We start from the raw sequence: 19,374 nt of genomic DNA on the forward strand, positions 1-19,374 counted from the left end.
GCCAATCCGCCGATCCTGGCAACTGCTGCTGCCGGTGAATGTTACTGGTTCGCGTCGGGTCTTATGGCTTTCCGCTCAACCCTTGTTCTTGTTGTAGACATCGAAGAACACGGCAGCGAGCAGTACGAGGCCCTTGATCAGCTGCTGGTAATCGATGCCGATGCCCATGATCGACATGCCGTTGTTCATCACGCCCATGATGAAGGCGCCGATAACCGCACCGATGATCTTGCCGACGCCGCCGGAGGCCGAGGCGCCGCCGATGAAGCAGGCCGCAATCACGTCGAGTTCGAAGCCGACGCCGGCTTTCGGCGTTGCCGAATTGAGGCGGGCGGTGATGATCATGCCTGCAAGGGCGGCAAGTACGCCCATGTTGACGAAGGTGTAGAAGGTCAGCCGCTCGGTGTTGATGCCCGAAAGCTTGGTCGCTTTGACGTTGCCGCCCATCGCGTAGATGCGCCGGCCGATCGTCGAGCGGGTGGTGATGAAGGTGTAGAGCGCGATCAGCACCGCCATGGCGATCAGCACGTTCGGCAGGCCGCGATAGGTCGCGAGCTGGAAGCCAATGAACAGCGCCACTGCAGCGATGACCGCCATCTGCACTGCGAAGAAAATGAACGGCTCGTTTTCCGTGCCGTGCTGCTCGTTGATCTTGCGGTCACGAATGCCCGCATAGATCGCGTAGCCGACCAGCGCGATGACGGCGACGAGCGCCACCATGTTCTGAATGGTCTCGGGCGCCGGATTGAGGAAATAGAGGAAATCCGGAACGAAGCCCGTCGAAAGCAGCTGGAATTCCTTCGGGAACGGACCGATCGGGCGGCCGCCGAGCACCACATAGGTGAGCCCGCGGAAGACCAGCATGCCGGCCAGCGTCACGATGAAGGACGGGATCTTCTGGTAGGCAACCCAATAGCCCTGAGCCGCCCCCATGATGCCACCGACGATCAGGCAGGCGGGGATGACGACAATGGCCGGCAGCCCCCACTTGACCAGCATGATCGCCGAGATCGCGCCGATGAAGGCGACGATCGAGCCGACCGACAGGTCGATATGTCCGGCAACGATGATCAGCAGCATGCCGAGCGCCATGATGACGATGAAGGAGTTCTGCAGCACCAGGTTGGTGATGTTGACCGGCTTGAACAGCACGCCGTTGGTGACGAACTGGAAGAACAGCATGATCACCACGAGCGCGACCAGGAGGCCGTATTCGCGGATGTTGTTCTTCAGATAGTCCCCGATCGAGGGTTTGTTGGCTTGGGTGCTCGTATCGGCGACCATTAGTGTTTCTCCCCTGAACGCATGATGGCACGCATGATGGATTCCTGGCTCGCTTCCGCCTTCGAGAGCTCGGCGACGATGCGGCCCTCGTTCATGACGTAGATGCGATCGCAGGTTCCAAGCAGCTCCGGCATTTCCGATGAGATCATCAGGATGCCTTTGCCCTCGGCGGCAAGCTGGTTGATGATGGTGTAGATCTCATACTTCGCGCCGATATCGATGCCACGTGTCGGCTCGTCGAGAATGAGAACTTCCGGATTGGTGAACAGCCATTTGGACAAGACGACCTTCTGCTGGTTGCCGCCCGAAAGGTTGACCGTTTCCTGATAGATCGAGTGCGAACGTATGCGCAGCTTCGAGCGATAGTCAGAGGCGACCTTCGCCTCCTTGCGATCGTCGATGACGCCGTTTGCGGCCACCGCCTTCAAGTTGGAGAGCGTCGTGTTCTCCTTGATGTTGTTGATCAGCACGAGACCGAGCTGCTTGCGGTCCTCGGTGACATAGGCAAGCCCCGCATCGATCGCACGCGGAATGGTGCTGACGTCAACGGGCTTGCCGCGCATCGACACGTCGCCGGTGATCTTGTGGCCCCAGGACTTGCCGAAGAGGCTCATGGCCGTTTCGGTGCGCCCTGCCCCCATCAACCCGGCGATGCCGACGACCTCGCCGGCGCGCACGGTGAAATTGACATCGTGCAGGAATTGCCGGTCGCGGTGCTGCTGGTGGAAGACGTTCCAGTTCTTCACTTCGAGCAGCGTCTCGCCGATCTTGGGTTCGCGCGGCGGATAACGGTCTTCCATGGCGCGGCCGACCATGCCCTTGATGATCCGGTCTTCGCCGATGTCTTCGCTGTGACAGTCGAGCGTCTCGACCGTGCCGCCGTCGCGCAGGATGGTGATCTGGTCGGCGACCTTCCGGATCTCGTTCAGCTTGTGCGAGATGATGATCGAGGTCATGCCCTGCGTGCGAAACTCCATCAGCAGCTTCAAAAGCGCATCGGAATCGGTTTCGTTGAGTGAGGCGGTCGGTTCGTCGAGGATCAGCAGCCGCACCTTCTTCGACAGCGCCTTGGCGATCTCTACCAGCTGCTGCTTGCCGACACCGATGTCGGTGATCAGCGTCGCCGGACTTTCGCTCAAGCCCACCTTCTTCAGCAGTTCCTGCGTGCGGGCAAAGGTCTGCGGCCAGTGGATCACGCCGTTGCTGGCGATCTCGTTGCCGAGGAAGATGTTCTCGGCGATCGAAAGCAGCGGCACCAGCGCCAGTTCCTGGTGGATGATGATGATGCCGAGGTCTTCGCTGTCGGAAATCGTCGAAAAGCGGCGGGCTTCGCCGTCATAGTGGATCTCGCCGTCATAGGTGCCGGCGGGATAGACGCCGCTCAGCACCTTCATCAGCGTCGACTTGCCGGCACCGTTTTCGCCGACGAGTGCGTGAATCTCGCCTTCGCGGACCTTGAAGCTGACATTGTCCAGCGCCTTGACGCCCGGAAACGTCTTGGTGATGCCCCGCATTTCAAGAATGATATTGTCCATGTTCAGTCATTCCAGCGGCAGTCTTCAAGAGAGTACCGGCTCCGTCATCTGGATAAAAGGGCCCGCGCGCATGCACGGGCCCTCACGCTCAAAAAGATCAGTTGTTGATCTGGTCTTCGGTGTAGTAACCGGAGGAAACCAGCACGTCCTTGATGTTGGACTTGTCGACGGCAACCGGCTTCAGCAGGTAGGACGGAACCACCTTGACGCCGTTGTCATAGGTCTTGGTGTCGTTCACTTCCGGCTCCTTGCCTTCCATGATCGCATTGACCATGCCGACGGTGACCTTGGCGAGTTCGCGCGTGTCCTTGAAGATCGACGAATACTGTTCGCCGGCAAGGATCGACTTGACCGACGGCAGCTCGGCGTCCTGACCGGTGACGGCAGGCATTGCCATGTCGCCCGAGCCGTAACCGACGCCCTTCAGCGCCGAGATGATGCCGATCGACAGACCGTCATAGGGCGACAGCACGCCATCGACCTTGGCGTCGGTGTAGTTCGACGACAGCAGGTTTTCCATACGGGCCTGGGCAACGGCACCGTCCCAACGCAGCGTGCCGACCTGGTCCATGCCCTTCTGGCCGGACTTGACCACGATCTTTTTGCTGTCGATCAGCGGCTGCAGGACCGACATCGCACCGTCGTAGAAGAAGAAGGCGTTGTTATCGTCCGGCGAACCGCCGAAGAGCTCGATGTTCTTCGGCTCGGTCGCGCCGTCGAGCTTGAGGCCCTGGACCAGCGAGGTCGCCTGCTGAACGCCGACCTGGAAGTTGTCGAAGGTGGCGTAGTAGTCGACATTGCCCGAGTCACGGATCAGGCGGTCATAGGCGATAACCTTGACGCCGGCGTCGTGAGCCTTCTGCAGGATGTCGGAGAGCGTCGTGCCGTCGATGGCGCCGATGACGAGAACCTTGGCGCCCTTGGTCACCATATTCTCGATCTGAGCGAGCTGGTTCGGAATGTCGTCGTCAGCAAACTGCAGGTCCGGGGTGTAGCCGGCTTCCTTGAACAGCTTCTCCATCGTCTCGCCGTCGGAAATCCAGCGGGTCGACGTCTTCGTCGGCATGGAAATGCCGACCGTGCCCTTGTCCTGCGCAAATACCGGCGCAGCGAAGGACGCGATCGAAATCGCAGCGGCTGCGAGAAGCGAAGTCATCAATTTCATCAGTTCTCTCCCAAAAAAGTTGAAGCCGGCAGGCTAAGCCTTTCCGTCTATGCGCAGCAATCCGCCGCCCGAGATCTGCGTCTCCGGCTGCGGTCAAGGTGAAGGAGAGGCCTCCCCGCCTCGCATGCTCCTACATGCGCTGGCACATGAGTAAAAACTGGAATCAAAACATATAACTGTCAAATACAATATCGCTTTGAATGCATACCAAAAATGATATAGCACTTGCAAACAGTGTGATTTTTGAAAATCCTTGAAAACCGAGCAAGAATTAGAGAGACGGAAAATGCGCGACCAAAAGCCTGGTGCCGCCGCCAAGCCCGGTGAACTCTTCGATTCCGCACTCTTCCGCTCCGGACTGAAGATCAGCCATCTCCGGCTGATTCTCGCGATCGACGATCATCGGCGCATCAGCGCTGCCGCCGAAGCCCTTGGAATTTCACAGCCGGCGGCCTCGCGCATGCTGTCGGAAATCGAGACCATGCTGAAGGCGCCGGTCTGCGAACGCGTCGCCCGCGGCGTCGAACTGACGCCCTATGGAGAGGCCCTGGCGCGGCGCGCGCGCACCATCTTTCTGGAGCTTCGCGAAGCCTCCCGCGAGATCAGCGAACTCAAGACCGGCAGCGGCGGCTCGGTTTCTCTCGGCTCGGTCACCGGCCCGGCGCTCAATCTCGCCGTCCCCGCCATTCGCCAGGTGATCACCGCCTATCCCGGCATCGAGATCAACGTCCAGATCGAAAACAGCAACGTGCTAGCAAGGGAACTGCTCGCCGCCCGCCACGATTTCATCATCGGCCGCATCCCCGACGACCAGCCGCCGCGGCTCTTCAACATGGTGGAGATCGGCTACGAGGAAGTCTGCCTGATCGTGCGCGACGGCCATCCGCTGCTTGACAAGCCCATGGTCGGCGCCGAGGACCTGCCCTCCTACGACTGGGTGTTCCAGCCGCCGGGCACGCTGCTGCGGCGCGCAGTTGAGGACAGTTTCGTGTCGGCTGGCGTCAGGCTGCCGGCGACCGTGATCAACACCTCGTCGATCATCCTAACGCTCTCGATCGTGCGCAACACCAATGCGATCGCGCCGGTGGCGCTCGACGTCGCCAACCTCATTGCGGGCAACGGCACGCCAGCCGGCGAAATCCGCATCCTGAAGACCGAGACCCCGATCCGCATCAAGCCCTACGGGCTGATCACCGCCGAGGGGCGCGCGTTGCCGCCAAGCGCCAAGCTGCTCTACGACCTGATCCTGAAGCAGGGGCGAGCATGACCGCGCGGCATGATCAAATTGATCAGCCCGGCATGATCAATCTGATCAGCCCGGGATAATCTCCATCTGCGATGGTGCGGCTCCCATGGAGGCATCATGTTTGGAATGTCAGTCTTTCAGTCGGTGCTCGAGCGGCTGAAATCGGAAGAGGATATCGAACCGGCAACGGTCGAAGCGACGCGTATCGCCACGCCTTATGCCCCGGCCTTCGACAGTGCCGCCGATAGCGTCGGCCTGGCTCCCTTCGGCGCAGTCGAGCGTGCCTATCTCGACGCGACATTCGTGGAGCCGCCACCTCCACCGGTGATGCCCGACTATCTCAACCGCACCAGCCTAGCCAACGTTGCCGAAGAGCTGGCACTTGGCGACGGCGAGACACAAATAACGCTTGCGGCGAAGCGGCGAGCGTTCGCGGCCCTCAATCATCCGGACCGCTTGCCGGCTGCCTTCCGCGCCAATGCGACCGTGCGCATGAAACTCGCCAACATGCTGATCGACGAAGCCTCGCAGCAGATACGCGCAATCAACCCGGCGGCGTGATCCTCAGCCCGCGGCGCCGTCACCGCCGCTCTTGCCCTGCTCCTCGTCCACCGTTTTTTCCTCGCCCTTCTCGCTTGGCTTGTAAAAGACCAGCAGCGCTGCCGAGGCATAGGCGGTCATCGCCAGGAAGATCATGCCCCACATCGCCTGTTCGCCCAGAAATTCGACCACCGTCCAGCCGGCGCAGAAGGCCACGATCAGCAGGCGGACCCATAGTGGGCGGTAAAAAGGGTGGTCCGGGTCAATGAACTTGAGCATTCTGTCCTCTGGTGGCCTTATCGTGTGCGCCCCATTTACGGGATATTTGTCAGGGACAGCAAGCCCAGCGGCCTTCAGCCTCTTGACGGACGCAATGAAAATGGAATAAAAATTCCGAAATAATACACGTCGGCTACTTCATTCCAAATGATTGAAAGGGCCGAGTGGGTGCGGAGGTACCAAGGGAGAGGCTCTGTCGCAGCGTTCCAAGGCGCGGTCTTTCGTGACAATTCTTCGACCGATTCGCGGAAACAGCGTTCCGCGGCGCCTTTGCGCGATGAGCGCCGATCATCACGCCCCTTCCCGGTCGCGAACCGGAATTCGAGAGAAACAGAGATGACAGTCAGATTTGGTCTTCTGGGCGCCGGTCGTATCGGCAAGGTTCACGCGAAAGCCGTCAGCGGCAATCCGGACGCCGTGCTTGTCGCCGTTGCCGATGCCTTTCCCGCTGCTGCCGAAGCCATCGCCGAGCAGTATGGCTGCGACGTGCGCACCATCGAAGCGATCGAAGCGGCCAAGGACATCGACGCCGTCGTCATCTGCACCCCGACCGACACCCATGCCGACCTGATCGAACGCTTCGCCCGCGCCGGCAAGGCGATCTTCTGCGAGAAGCCTGTCGATCTCGACGCCGAGCGCGTCAAGGCCTGCCTCAAGGTGGTGGGCGAGACCAAGGCCAAGCTGATGGTCGGCTTCAACCGTCGCTTCGATCCGCATTTCATGGCCGTCAAGAAGGCGATCGATGCCGGCAAGATCGGCGACGTGGAAATGGTGACGATCACCTCGCGCGATCCGGGCGCCCCGCCGGTCGATTACATCAAGCGTTCGGGCGGCATCTTCCGCGACATGACCATCCATGACTTCGACATGGCCCGCTTCCTGCTCGGCGAAGAGCCGGTCTCGGTGACGGCAACTGCCGCCGTTCTCGTCGACAAGGCGATCGGCGAAGCCGGCGACTATGACAGCGTCTCGGTCATCCTGCAGACGGCCTCCGGCAAGCAGGCGATCATCTCCAACTCCCGCCGCGCCACCTACGGCTACGACCAGCGCATCGAAGTCCACGGCTCGAAGGGCGTCGCCTCGGCCGAGAACCAGCGTCCGGTTTCGATCGAGATCGCCAATGGCGACGGCTACACCCGCCCGCCGCTGCACGACTTCTTCATGACCCGCTACACCGAGGCCTATGCCAACGAGATCGAGAGCTTCATTGCCGCGATCGAAAAGGGCGCGGAAATCACGCCATCGGGCAAGGACGGCCTCGCAGCCCTCGCTCTTGCCGACGCCGCCGTGAAGTCGGTGGTCGAGAAGCGTCAGATCAGCGTCGCCTGAGGCTCCTGCATGTCTCCATAGATCGTTCTCGATTTAGGGACAAAGACATGCAGCAAATCGAAGCGTTACAGCGAAGCACCAAATGGAAAGGCCGGGCGCCAAACGCCCGGCTTTTTTCATGTCCGCACTTGGCAAACGCGAGCTTCAGCCCTCGGCGCGCGCCGGCATCTTCTCCCAATGTGGCGCCTCCTGGCCTGTGCTGGGCGCAGCCCCCGGCCGTCCCGAGAGATAACCCTGGATCTGCAGGCAGCCTTCCTCGGCCAGGATCTGCCTCTGCCGCTCGGTCTCGACGCCTTCGGTCACGACAGCAAGCTTGAGACTGTGGCCGAGCGCGATGATCGCACGAACAATCGCCTGAGCTGAAGGGTCCTGTTCGATGGCGGCGGTGAAGCTGCAGTCGATCTTCAGCTTGTCGAAGGGAAAGGTCTGCAGGTTGCTCAGCGACGAATGCCCGGTGCCGAAGTCGTCCATGACGATCCTGACGCCGAGGACCCGCAGGCGCACCAGCACCGCCAGCACATCCTCGCGATTGTGCATGAGCGCCGCCTCGGTGATCTCGAGTTCCAGCCGCCAGGGATCAAGGCCAGTCCGGTGCAATATGCTTGCGACCTGATCGAAGAGATTGGGCAGAAGGAACTGGACCGGCGAGATATTGACGGAAATCGGCAAGGGCTCGTTCCACTTTGCCGCTTCCGTGCAGGCCTGCTCCAGCACCCATTCGCCGATCTGGATGATTGAGCCGCTTTCCTCCGCGATCGGGATGAACACGTCGGGCCCGATCAGCCCGCGCTGCGGATGGTTCCAGCGCAGCAGTGCCTCGTAGCCGATGACCCTGTCACTCTGCACTTCGACCAGCGGCTGGTACTCAAGAAAGAACTGCCGACGAAGCACCGCATGGCGCAGGTCGTTTTCGATCTGCCGGCGGGTGCGCAATGCTTCGTCCATTTCCCGGTCGAAGTAGCAGGCGATCCCCTTACCGCTCTGCTTGGCGCGGTAGAGTGCCGTGTCGGCGTTGTTGAGCAACTGGTCGGCAGTCTGCCCGTCGATCGGGTAAAGCGCTGCACCTATGCTGACGCCGACGGCGGTCGGGTCGCGGTTGGTATCCATTTCCGCGGCAAACAGCGTCAGGATACGATCCGTCAACTGGCGTGCAGCCTGCGGCTGCTTGCCGCCCACCTGAACGATCGCGAACTCGTCGCCGCCGAGCCGGGCGATGGTGTCCTGCTCTCCGGCCGCTTCGCGCAGGATATCGGCAACCTTGCGCAGGATGCGGTCGCCCTCGCCATGGCCGAAGATATCGTTGACCGCCTTGAAGCGATCGAGGTCGAGGCAGAGGATCGCCAGATCCTCGCCGCGCGCCGTGGCGGCCGCCAGCGTCTGGGCGAGCCTGCGATCGAAGAAGGCGCGGTTCGGGAGGTCGGTCAGCGCGTCGTGATGGGCAAGATGCTCGATCGTGCGCTCCGCTTCCTTGCGGGCCCTCAAGTCGCGCACGAAGATCACATCGCATTCCCGCCCGCGATACTCGATCGTCCGGCACATGAATTCGACCGGGATGGTGCGCCCATCCGCGTTGAGGAGATCGATCTCGCCGGGGCCGTCGCCGCGCCTGTGTGCCTCCAGCCCCTCCCCGCCGAAGGCGAAGATCTCCGACGGACGGCTCCCGGACAGCTGCGAAAACGTCCGACCGGTGAGGCCGGAAAAGCGCTCGTTGGCTTCGACGATGACGCCATCGAAAACAATCGCCATGCCTTCGAGCGAAGCATTGGCGAGCCCTCTGAGGTCAGTCAGGTGCCGATCGACGAAGAGGGCGCCAAAGGCGAGCACGATCAATGTCGTGGAGGCGGCAATAACCCCTCCGGCAAGCCAGGCGGGATGGATGGTCTCGGCAACGGCGACATTGGCCTCCGGCACCAGCGTCACGCCGCTCATCGACGTGAAGTGCATGGCGCAGATTGCGAGGACCAGCAGCAGCGACGAGACGACCAGCCGCCGCAGGCTGCGCAGCGTATGAAAGGCATGAAGCGCTGTGCCCGCCAGCAATGTTCCGGCGACAACGGCCAGAAGCGTCGCCCGCGGATCGTAGGCAATGTGCCCGTGAATCTCGATCGCCCGCATCCCGGTGAAATGCATTGCCGCGACGCCGGTGCCGAGCACGAAGCCGCCGCAGGACATCGAAAGACGCGAACCACCGCCGAGGCCGATGGCAAAGGCGACCCAGGAGGCGGCGATAGCGACGATCACCGAAAGGGCCGTGCCCCAAAGACCGTAGGCAACCGGCACGCCACCATCATAGGCCAGCATCGCTATGAAATGCGTCGACCAGACGCCGATGCCGCAGGCAAGACCGCTGGCGGCAACCCAGCGACTTCGTTGACCGCCTTCGCTTCGCTGGGCACGCAGCAGCAGCAACATCGTTGCGACGCTGCCTGCCAGGCAGACGATCGCGGCAGCTACGATAAGACGCCAATCATGGTCGTCGCGTATGCAAGCAATCACTGAAAACATAAGCGTCTCCCGCGTCACGGTCACATTGACAAGGAGTCGCTAAATAACTGTAAATTGTACTTGCTTGGATGTTCGCCCTCGATACAACCCCAAAAATGGTTGTGCCTGACGATGCACCTCGACCGTGTGTCAAGAATGGCCGGTGGCGGCAATCTCGCCATCGATGGCGCCCAGCGCCCGCTCCAGATGCCCCTCGAAGACGAGGCGTTGTTCGTCGAGCACGACCGATATTTCGGGAGCGCCCTGGAGCCGGACTTGCATGGACTGCGCAAGTCCCTCCTCAATCCCCGGAAGCATGAGATCGAAATAGCGGATGCCGGGCCCGGTAACGTGTACAGGCATGCGCTCGTAAAGGCTCAGCATACGCGAGATGCCGTTACCGAGCGCGATGCCCGCCTGGCGGAACGCGTAGCCAGCCATGCGGTGGCCCTGCCGGGCGCTCGCGGCAATCTTGTCGAGTTCGGCGACCGGAACGAATTTGGCGGGAATGGTATCGGCCGGCACCTCGAAGGCAGCCCGCAGAATTCCATAGAAGCCGGCCGCAGCTTCGATGCAGCCATAGGCGCCACAGCGGCAAAGGCCAGCCGATGGCGCGTGCAGCATATGACCGAAGTTCGGTGCGCTGACATCCATCTCGCCGCTTTGGCTTTTGCGGGCAACGCCAAGCCCGATGCTATGACCGAGAGAGATCGCCGCAAGCGCCCTGAAGGCGCCCTCCGGCTTGCGCGCGGCTTGCGCTGCAAGCGCCTGCGCAACCAGCAGCGTCTCGTTGCTCAGCATGACTTTCGCCCGCCATTGCGGTGCAAGCAGCGCGGCGAAATCCAGTTCTTCCCGCCCAAAGACCGGCGACCACAGAAGCCGCGCGGCCTCGTTATCCACGAGCCCCTTGCTGCTGATCGATACGGCGAGCACCCGATCCCGCTCCAGCCGCGAACGCTGCAGCAGGCGTTCGAGCGCATCCACGAATGCGCGGGCGAAGGGAACCGTGCCGCGCTCGTCGTGATTTCGCATTTCGTCGAAACGGTCGAGCAGGGTGCCGCCATAGTCGACCAGAGAGTACTGCACGATGTCGGAGGAGATCCTGACGACCACGAGATGGCCATGGTCCCGGCGCGGCGTAAAGAGCACACGTGGCCGCCCTCGCCCGCCCTGAACCTGTTGCTCGGCCTTGGCGAGTATGCCTGCTTTTTCCAGCTCGGCCGTGATCGCCGAAACCGTCGCAGAGGCAAGGCCGGTCTCGGCCGAGATTTCCGTATGGGAGAGATTGCCGGCACGCCTGAGCGCGGCCAGGACCAGCGCGCTGTTTTGCTGACGCACGAGCTCAGTGCTGGATTTGGTCAGCATGAGACGTCCCTGTCAGTGGCGGATCCTTCGAACACATGCCCCTCCCAAAGCATCTGTTGAGCGGCAAGACAAGGCGCGGAACACCTTGTCGACAGCCTTGTGGCTCCGATTTTCTCGACGGTCGAGAAACAACGGACGCGGCCGCTCGCGAAGCACTTTGCTGATGCCGCAACCACCGCGTTCACGCCGTGTTGACAGCCTCCAAAATCCATGACATTCATTTTCTCGACTGTCGAGAAAATAATTCCGCACCCTGTAGCGGGACGATCTACGGCAGCGTTCCAAGGCTGGCGGAGGATGGTGCGGGAGGTTCGCACGCTCGGCTGGCCCTCACTCGGGAGGATGAAATGAAATCCGTTTTGAAGCTGATGGCAGGTGTTGCCGTCATCGTTTCCCTGCATTCCGTTGCCCAGGCGAAGGACCTGGTCGTCGGCGTTTCCTGGTCCAACTTCCAGGAAGAGCGCTGGAAAACCGACGAAGCTGCCATCAAGGCAGCCCTCGAAGCATCCGGCGACAAGTACATCTCCGCTGACGCACAGTCGTCCGCCGCCAAGCAGCTGACCGACATCGAGTCGCTGATTGCCCAAGGCGCCAATGCACTGATCGTGCTTGCCCAGGACAGCGACGCCATCGGCCCGGCGATCGAAAAGGCTGCCGCTGAAGGCATCCCGGTCGTCGGCTACGACCGCCTGATCGAAAACCCGGCGGCCTTCTACATCACCTTCGACAACAAGGAAGTCGGCCGCATGCAGGCCCGCGAAGTGTTCAAGGTGAAGCCGGAAGGCAACTACGTCTTCATCAAGGGCTCGTCTTCCGACCCGAACGCCGACTTCCTCTTCTCTGGACAGATGGAAGTGCTGAAGGAAGCTGTCGACGCCGGCAAGATCAAGGATGTCGGCCAAGCCTACACCGACGGCTGGAAGCCTGAAAACGCCCAGAAGAACATGGAGCAGTTCCTGACCGCCAACGACAACAAGGTCGATGCGGTTGTCGCCTCCAACGACGGCACTGCCGGCGGCGCGATCGCGGCTCTCGATGCGCAGGGCCTCGCAGGCTCCGTTCCGGTCTCCGGCCAGGACGCGGACAAGGCGGCGCTGAACCGCGTCGCTCTCGGCACGCAGACCGTCTCGGTCTGGAAGGACAGCCGTGAACTCGGCAAGCGCGCTGCAGAAGTCGCCGTCGAACTTGCCGGTGGCAAGAAGATGGAAGAAGTCTCGGGCGTCACCACCTTCAACGGTGGCCCGAAGGGCGTGGCCATGCAGTCGGTCTTCCTGGCACCGCTGCCGATCACCAAGGACAACCTGAACGTCGTCATCGACGCGGGCTGGATCTCCAAGGCTGAAGCCTGCCAGGGCGTCAAAGGCGACGTCGCGGCCTGCAAATAAACCGCATCAGCAGAGCTGAGCGCTGACTTCAGACAAGCGCCGCAACGCAACCCGTTGCGGCGCTTGCGCAAGGTGCGTGCCGGGCGGACAATGCCCTCCGCACGACCGGCGCAGCCTAACGAAACCGCTCGATCTCTGCCGTCGCACCGGACTTGTCGCGTCGATCCCGGCTCCTGGTGCCACCTGGCGCGACGACATCAACACAAAAAAGTGGGGGAAGGCACGTCCATGGCCGACATCACACAAGGCAACACGCAGGGCGCACAAGCAAACCGCGCCCGCACAGCGGACGAAAACCCGGTGAAGCGCTTCTTCCGCGCCACCGAAATCGACACCCGACTGCTCGGCATGGTCGGCGCCCTCGTCATCATCTGGATCGGATTCCAGATCATGACCGGCGGCCTGTTCCTGACCCCGCGCAACCTGTGGAACCTGACTGTCCAGACCTCCTCCGTCGCCGTGATGGCGACCGGCATGGTGCTGATCATCGTCACACGCAACATCGACCTCTCCGTCGGCTCCGTGCTCGGCTTCTGCGGTATGGTCATGGGGGTCATGCAGGCGAAATTCCTGCCGCAATATCTCGGCCTGGAACATCCGGCCATCTGGATCATCACGCTCTTGAGTGGCATCGCCGTCGGTGCTGCCATCGGCGCGCTGCAGGGCTCGATCGTCGCCTTCCTCAACGTGCCCGCCTTCATCGTCACGCTCGGCGGCCTGCTCGTCTGGCGCGGCGCCACCTGGTTCGTGACCAGCGGCCAGACCGTTGCGCCGATGAACGCCACCTTCCGCCTGATGGGCGGCGGCACCGAAGGCTCGATCGGCGCCACGGCAAGCTGGATCGTCGGCATCCTCGCCTGCATTGCCATCGTCGCCGCCATCCTCAATTCCCGCAAGCAGCGCAAGCGCTTCCGCTTCCCGCTGCGTCCGGTCTGGGCGGAGTATTTCCTGGCGATCCTCGGCTGTGTCCTGGTGCTCGGCGCAATCACTGTTGCCAACAGCTACTACTGGCCGACCAACATCGCCCGCAAATATGCCGACGCCAACGGCATCGCCTGGCCGGAAGGCGGACTGCAGATCTCGCACGGCATCGCCATTCCGGTGCTCGTCGCCATCGCCGTCGGCATCGTTATGACCTTCATCGCCACGCGCCTTCGCTTCGGCCGCTATGTCTTCGCGCTCGGCGGCAACCCGGAAGCAGCCGAACTTGCCGGCATCAAGACGCGCTGGGTCACCGTCAAGATCTTCACGCTGATGGGCATTCTGTGCGCCATCGCCGCGGCAATCTCGACCGCCCGCCTCAACGCGGCGACCAATGCGCAAGGGGAACTCGACGAACTCTACACGATCGCCGCCGCGGTCATCGGCGGCACGTCGCTTGCCGGCGGTGTAGGCACGATCGCCGGCGCCATGATCGGCGCGCTCGTCATGCAATCTCTACAGTCGGGCATGGTGCTGCTCGGGATCGACAGTCCGTTCCAGCGCATCGTCGTCGGTGTGGTTCTCGTCGTCGCCGTCTGGCTCGACACCGTCTACCGCGCCCGCGCCAAGTAAGGAGTACGATCCATGAAAGACCAACGCACTCCGCTCGTGGAAATGAAGAACATTTCCATCTCCTTCGGCGGCATCCATGCCGTGGACAACGCCTCCGTCGATCTCTACCCCGGTGAGGTCGTGGCCCTGCTCGGCCACAACGGCGCCGGCAAGTCGACGCTGATCAAGATCCTCTCGGGCGCCTACAAGCGCGATGCCGGCGAGATCCTGATCAATGGCGAAGCCGCCGACATCAACAACCCGCGCGACGCCAAGAAATACGGCATAGAGACGATCTACCAGACGCTCGCCGTCGCCGACAATGTCGACGCCGCCGCCAACCTCTACCTCGGCCGCGAGCTCAGGACCCCCTGGGGCACGCTCGACGACGTGGCGATGGAGGCCAAGGCCCGCGAAGTCATGGGGCGCCTCAACCCCAATTTCCAGCGCTTCAAGGAACCGGTAAAGGCGCTGTCGGGCGGTCAGCGGCAGTCGGTGGCGATCGCCCGCGCGATCCTGTTTGACGCCCGCATCCTGATCATGGACGAGCCGACGGCCGCCCTTGGGCCGCAGGAAACCGCCCAGGTCGGCGACCTCATCAAGCAATTGAAGCGCGAAGGCATCGGCATCTTCCTGATCAGCCACGATATCCACGACGTGTTCGATCTCGCCGACCGCGTGTCGGTCATGAAGAACGGCCAGGTGGTCGGCCAGGCCCGCACCGAGGACGTGACCAAAGACGAGGTGCTCGGCATGATCATCATGGGCAAGGTACCGCCAAAGGCGATCCCCGGCCCCGGCGCCATGCAGGTCGCCTGATGCAATTCTCGGCGGCGCGCCTCAACGGCCCGCCGCCGAGCACTTTCCGCGACACCGCAGATGACGGGCGCGCGGTTGCATTTTCGTAGGCAACCGCAAATTCCCCTGCGAACTCCGCCATTTCACCATTGATGCGGCGCCAAAGCTAAGCTATGAACCGCTTCACAGCCTGCTTCGGCGGCCTTGCCGCCAACGGATGCACCCGTAGCTCAGCTGGATAGAGTGTTGGATTCCGATTCCAAAGGTCACAGGTTCGAATCCTGTCGGGTGCGCCATTTCTGCCGAATATACGACTTTCTGCGATCACCTACGTGATTGCTACAGCGACGTTTGTGCGCCCAATAAGACGCGCAGCGCTGTCGGACGCGCCGTAGGCGAAAGACGCGCTTCGCCCGAAATAGCAAGTTTGAAAAACCCCCGCAGCGGCTTAAACTCGCCGACCGAGCTTCCAGCAGGAAGTTCGTCCGCCCTTTCCTGACCCGCCGACCGAACATACGGATATCGTTCGGGAAAGTAACTTCCCCTGGAGGTGTGGCATGCCCAACAAACCCAGCATTGTCTTCGCACATGGCCTTTGGGCCGACGGATCCTGTTTCAGCAAGGTCATCGAACTGCTGGTTGCCGACGGCTACGAAGTGATCGCGACGCAAAACCACTTGAATACCGTCGCCGACGACGCCGCGGCGGTTCACACGTCGCTGGGCCGCGTGCACGGTCCGGTCGTTCTGGTCGGACATTCCTATGGAGGGACCGTCATCACCGCTTCGGGCACCGATGATCGTGTCAAGGCGCTCGTCTATATCTGTGCGCTGGCGCCGGAGAACGGCGAAACGTCGGCGGCCGACCAGGCGAAATTCCCCCAGACCCCCGTCTTCCAGCATATCGAGGTGGTAGACGGCCGGCTGTTTCTTCGTCCTTCGGGGATCCCGGAATTCGCAGGCGATCTGCCCGAAGCGGAGCAGAAGCTCGTATGGGCCACGCAAATGGGGCCGCTGGCGGACCTGTTCGATCAACCCGTTCCGGGTGCGGCGTGGAAAACAAAGCCGACATACTACATCGTCGGTAGCGAGGACCGGACAGTCCAGCCCGACCTTCAACGCTTCCTCGCCAAGCGCATGAATGCAAATGTGACGGAACTGGCCTCCAGCCACGTCCCGATGTTGTCTCAACCCCGCCGGGTCTACGAGGTGATCCGCGAGGCCGCCGACGGTGTGCAGCGATCGGCCGGATAAAGTCTGCCTGCCGTTCCGTTCGATTTTTGACAGGCACTGGGTGAGGCAAGCGGGCGCCGTCGAATGACGCGGCCATATTTCCAAGAGTTTGGACGGCGCTTCGGGCGGTGGCTGTAGCGCCCTCAGGATGCGCATGAACAAGCCGTGTTCCGTCTTCCAGCGCTACGTCGGGGCGCGATCGCAGTCGGACATATCAACTACCGGCATTGGGAGCCCGAAACCATCGCTGTGCGGCTGCATGGAGACTGCGCCGTGATCCGTTGTCGCGCACAGCTTGAAGTGATCTTCGGCGGGCGTAAGGTACCGCTCAGTGCCTACTGGCACACGGACAAGTATGAACGCGGGCAATGGATGGTGGCCTGGTCACAGGCTACTGCCGTTCATAGCGAACGGCCCACCCGTTCCTGAAGCCCTTGCCATGAACGCGAAGGGTCCGATCTCGGCTCGCGGAGAGACGCCGGGGCGACGCGCGATCAGAGCGTGTCGCGCTCCGTGCGCAGATTGGAGACGACACGGCGGTTCTGCACCTTGCAGGAGCGCTCCGTGCAGTCGCGAACCTCGCGGTCGTTGCCGTAACCCTTGGCCCACATGCGATTGGGGTCCACGCCCTTCGAGGCAAGATAGGCCATCGCCGCATCGGCCCGCTTCTGCGACAGCGTTTCCATCTTCGAGGCGGAACCGCTGTCGTCGGAGAAGCCCTGCAGCTTGACCAGCCAGCGCGGGTTGCTGTTGAGCCAGATCGCCTGCTTGTCCAAGGTCGCCTTGGCGACGGGATCGAGCGCGGCCGAATCTTGCGTGAAATAGGTTCGCCGGCCGACATTGAGGATGAAATCCTCTTCGGTGCCGGCCGAGACAGTCTCGAAGCCCGGCGCCGGATCATCGGTTTTTCCGGTCATCGGCACCGCGGCCGGCTCTTCGACGGCGGCGATCTCGGTGGTGTTGCAGGCGGTCAGCGTCAGTAGAATGGCGGCAGCGGAAAGCAGCCTCGTCAGTCCGGTCATAGCAGGCTTCAAGGTGATATTCCTCATTCGACCGGGGTTGCTACCGGGGTTGCTTGGCTGACCTCGGGGGCCTTGTCGGCAATGTGCGGCAGGACCTGAACGGCGGTGCCGATCGGGCAGCGCTGGTAAAGATCGATCGCATCTTCGTTGAACATTCGGATGCAGCCGCTGGAGGCATCCTTGCCGATGCTGCCCGGCTCCAGCGTACCGTGGAAACGGTAGCCGGTATCGACGCCGTCGCGAAGCAGGTACATGGCGCGCGGACCAAGCGGGTTCTTCGGCGACCCGCCATCGACGAACTCGGGCAGATCGGGGTGGCGCTCGCGCATCTCCGGCGGCGGCGTCCAGCGCGGCCAGAGAGATTTACGGTCGATCGTAGCGCGGCCGTACCACTTGAAGCCTTCCTTACCGACGCCAACCCCATAACGGATGGCCGTCTTGTTCTCCATGATCAGGTAGAGAAAGTGGTGTCGGGTATCGACGACGACGGTGCCGATCGGCTCGCTGCTGAAATACTTGACGACCTGACGCCGCCATTTCGGGTCGATCTTGGCAAAATTGGTGCTGCGATAGCTCACGCCGTTATCGATGGCGGGACCGGAAAAATAGGAACTCGCCGCAGCGAATGCCGGCCTCTGAACCGCGTCGGCGCCAAGTAGCGCCAAACCACCAAGCATAATATTCCTGCGGGTCCACTCCATCGGCAACATCCCCCGAAAGCCAAGCAGCGAGATCGCAGTAAATCAGATTTTCCATTTGCCACAACAGAAAATTCTCGGAAGACGATTCTTTCCGTGACTGCCTGGCAAGGAGAATTTTGCCGCCGGCTGTCAGCTTTCAGACGATCTCTATTCACCTCATGTCTAGCCGACAGGATCCGAGAACGCAGCGCTTTTCCAGCAAGTAACGACTACATGTCACGTCTGCGGAAACGCCAGAATAGATCGGCAATCCCCCGCATTCGCAATTATGGCACGCCGTTATTGTCTAACTGCACGTCATGAGCGCAGTTCATTTGCGCACGCAACACCCTCTCAACCTCTCAAGATTGAGGTAGCGTTGCCGCTCACTTCGCCTGCATCCCGGCTCGAAGGCCTACGCGGACTAATTTGCCCTGATATCCCGCGCCTGGCCCGATGCCCTGAGCTCTTCGAGCGTCTTGCCGAGGCAGCTTCCAACCTCATCGGCGCCGGCCGCCTTTGCCTGGCCGCTCAAGGTGATCGTGCCGGCAAAGTTGTCCGACGCCAGATAGGTCGCCGTGCCGTCGGCCGTTACCTTCGACAGATAGTAGGCGTGCTGCGTGCCTTTGTATTCGCAGGCAACAGCGAACGGAAACTGATCGAACAGATTGTCCTCCGCCAGAGCGGCAGACCCGAAAGCTTGAGCACCGGCCGCAACCAGCAGTACAGCCAGAGACTTGGACATATTCGCAGAGCGTATGCGCACCATCGATCCCCCAACCCAGTAGATAAGGTGTCCATCGAAGGCGATGGTGACGCCAAGCCTGCACTTTGGCAAGTGCCTGCTGCCCGCACCGAACTCACGATGTTCGACCGCTGGTTGGTTCCCGCCCGGGTCCTTACGCATTGCGCCCGCTGCCAGCGGGCAACCGCGATGACGCGGCCCTCAAGCCGGATGGCTGAAGCGGGCGACCTGTGCATCCTTCATCAGGTTGCGGAAGTTCGATCCGCTCATGTGCACCAGCGTCCTGTGGTCGCCGCCTTCGAAATAGACGTCGTTTACGTCGCCCAGACTTTCATCGAGCAGCACCGGCACGTCATAGGCCGAGCCGACGGGCGGCACCGCGCCGATATCGCAATCGGCAAAGAGGTTGCAGACTTCCTCTTCCGAAGCGAGACCGAGCCGCCGGTCCATCACGTCCTGCAAGGTGGAGAGTTCAACCCGGTGCGTGCTCGGCACAACGGCGAGCACGTACCCCATCTCGTGGTGAACGACCACGGACTTGGCAAGCCTGCTGCCGGGCACATGTGCCGCCCGCGCCGTCTGGCTGGTGGTGGCCGTGCGGTGATGGGCGACGGTGTCATAGGCGACACCCGCACCATCGATATAGTCTTGAAGTTTTCTGGCGATCGTCATCGTCGACACCCCTTCTCTCTCGTGGTGGCGCGGAAAATTCATTGTCCTCCCATCCACGATGAAGTCAACGACGGACGGCG

The 19,374-nt window shown here is 61.8% G+C and carries 17 protein-coding genes and 1 tRNA gene; 8 read left to right on the top strand and 10 right to left on the bottom strand.

What is annotated here, in order from left to right; translation table 11 throughout:
• Nucleotides 1–75 precede the first annotated feature (75 nt).
• The 3 genes from mmsB to chvE form a co-directional block, all read right to left on the bottom strand.
• Nucleotides 76–1,284 carry a multiple monosaccharide ABC transporter permease gene (mmsB, locus tag LAC81_RS13495; protein ID WP_113535568.1) on the bottom strand — a complete coding sequence of 403 codons (1,209 nt, stop codon included), beginning with the start codon at nt 1,282–1,284 and terminating at the stop codon, nt 76–78.
• Complete coding sequence (mmsA, locus tag LAC81_RS13500) at nt 1,284–2,819, bottom strand: multiple monosaccharide ABC transporter ATP-binding protein (RefSeq protein WP_223725205.1); 1,536 nt, start codon at nt 2,817–2,819, stop codon at nt 1,284–1,286. The genes mmsB and mmsA overlap by 1 nt, the downstream gene beginning before the upstream one ends.
• Nucleotides 2,820–2,916: 97 nt before the next feature.
• Nucleotides 2,917–3,984, bottom strand: coding sequence for a multiple monosaccharide ABC transporter substrate-binding protein (gene chvE / locus LAC81_RS13505; protein ID WP_113535570.1), 1,068 nt, complete (start codon nt 3,982–3,984; stop codon nt 2,917–2,919).
• A gap of 286 nt (nt 3,985–4,270) precedes the next feature.
• Here chvE and LAC81_RS13510 point away from each other — a divergent pair, with 286 nt between their 5' ends.
• Together LAC81_RS13510 and LAC81_RS13515 are read left to right on the top strand one after the other, a co-directional pair.
• Nucleotides 4,271–5,251 (top strand): LysR family transcriptional regulator, encoded by a 981-nt coding sequence (locus LAC81_RS13510; RefSeq protein WP_223725206.1) that lies wholly within the window; start codon nt 4,271–4,273, stop codon nt 5,249–5,251.
• 96 nt (nt 5,252–5,347) lie between these two features.
• Nucleotides 5,348–5,791: a hypothetical protein gene (locus LAC81_RS13515; protein WP_223725207.1), complete on the top strand. Its 444-nt coding sequence runs from the start codon at nt 5,348–5,350 to the stop codon at nt 5,789–5,791.
• A 3-nt stretch (nt 5,792–5,794) separates the two neighbouring features.
• Here the strand turns inward: LAC81_RS13515 and LAC81_RS13520 are convergent, their stop codons facing one another.
• Complete coding sequence (locus LAC81_RS13520; protein WP_223725208.1) at nt 5,795–6,049, bottom strand: hypothetical protein; 255 nt, start codon at nt 6,047–6,049, stop codon at nt 5,795–5,797.
• 336 nt (nt 6,050–6,385) lie between these two features.
• On the opposite strand from LAC81_RS13520, the gene iolG reads away from it, so the two are divergent.
• Complete coding sequence (gene iolG, locus LAC81_RS13525; RefSeq protein ID WP_223725209.1) at nt 6,386–7,378, top strand: inositol 2-dehydrogenase; 993 nt, start codon at nt 6,386–6,388, stop codon at nt 7,376–7,378.
• 144 nt (nt 7,379–7,522) lie between these two features.
• Here iolG and LAC81_RS13530 read toward each other — a convergent pair whose 3' ends face one another.
• Both LAC81_RS13530 and LAC81_RS13535 read right to left on the bottom strand, forming a co-directional pair.
• Nucleotides 7,523–9,883, bottom strand: a complete 2,361-nt coding sequence (locus LAC81_RS13530) for an EAL domain-containing protein (protein ID WP_223725210.1) — start codon at nt 9,881–9,883, stop codon at nt 7,523–7,525.
• Between the two features lie 129 nt (nt 9,884–10,012).
• Nucleotides 10,013–11,227, bottom strand: coding sequence for an ROK family transcriptional regulator (locus LAC81_RS13535; protein ID WP_223725211.1), 1,215 nt, complete (start codon nt 11,225–11,227; stop codon nt 10,013–10,015).
• Nucleotides 11,228–11,574: 347 nt separating this feature from the next.
• On the opposite strand from LAC81_RS13535, the gene xylF reads away from it, so the two are divergent.
• From xylF to LAC81_RS13560, 5 genes are all read left to right on the top strand, one after another.
• Nucleotides 11,575–12,612, top strand: a complete 1,038-nt coding sequence (gene xylF, locus LAC81_RS13540) for a D-xylose ABC transporter substrate-binding protein (RefSeq protein WP_223725212.1) — start codon at nt 11,575–11,577, stop codon at nt 12,610–12,612.
• A gap of 228 nt (nt 12,613–12,840) precedes the next feature.
• A complete protein-coding gene (locus LAC81_RS13545; RefSeq protein WP_223725213.1) occupies nt 12,841–14,166 on the top strand; it encodes a sugar ABC transporter permease in 1,326 nt (441 codons plus the stop codon).
• 12 nt (nt 14,167–14,178) lie between these two features.
• Complete coding sequence (locus LAC81_RS13550; protein ID WP_034793927.1) at nt 14,179–14,964, top strand: ATP-binding cassette domain-containing protein; 786 nt, start codon at nt 14,179–14,181, stop codon at nt 14,962–14,964.
• Between the two features lie 198 nt (nt 14,965–15,162).
• A tRNA-Arg gene (locus LAC81_RS13555) sits at nt 15,163–15,239 on the top strand.
• Between the two features lie 261 nt (nt 15,240–15,500).
• Nucleotides 15,501–16,196, top strand: coding sequence for an alpha/beta fold hydrolase (locus LAC81_RS13560; RefSeq protein WP_223725214.1), 696 nt, complete (start codon nt 15,501–15,503; stop codon nt 16,194–16,196).
• A gap of 473 nt (nt 16,197–16,669) precedes the next feature.
• On the opposite strand, the gene LAC81_RS13565 is transcribed toward LAC81_RS13560, so the two are convergent.
• From LAC81_RS13565 to LAC81_RS13580, 4 genes are all read right to left on the bottom strand, one after another.
• Nucleotides 16,670–17,224 (bottom strand): OmpA family protein, encoded by a 555-nt coding sequence (locus LAC81_RS13565; RefSeq protein ID WP_223725215.1) that lies wholly within the window; start codon nt 17,222–17,224, stop codon nt 16,670–16,672.
• Entirely contained in the window at nt 17,221–17,898 is a 678-nt protein-coding gene (locus tag LAC81_RS13570; protein WP_223725216.1) for a L,D-transpeptidase, read from the bottom strand. Before LAC81_RS13570 ends, LAC81_RS13565 begins: the two co-directional genes overlap by 4 nt.
• Before the next feature lie 403 nt (nt 17,899–18,301).
• A complete protein-coding gene (locus tag LAC81_RS13575; protein WP_223725217.1) occupies nt 18,302–18,622 on the bottom strand; it encodes a hypothetical protein in 321 nt (106 codons plus the stop codon).
• Nucleotides 18,623–18,823: 201 nt separating this feature from the next.
• Nucleotides 18,824–19,294: an aminoacyl-tRNA deacylase gene (locus LAC81_RS13580; protein ID WP_223725218.1), complete on the bottom strand. Its 471-nt coding sequence runs from the start codon at nt 19,292–19,294 to the stop codon at nt 18,824–18,826.
• Nucleotides 19,295–19,374: the final 80 nt, after the last annotated feature.

Origin of the sequence: Ensifer adhaerens, assembly GCF_020035535.1 — a bacterium.
Lineage (GTDB): Bacteria > Pseudomonadota > Alphaproteobacteria > Rhizobiales > Rhizobiaceae > Ensifer.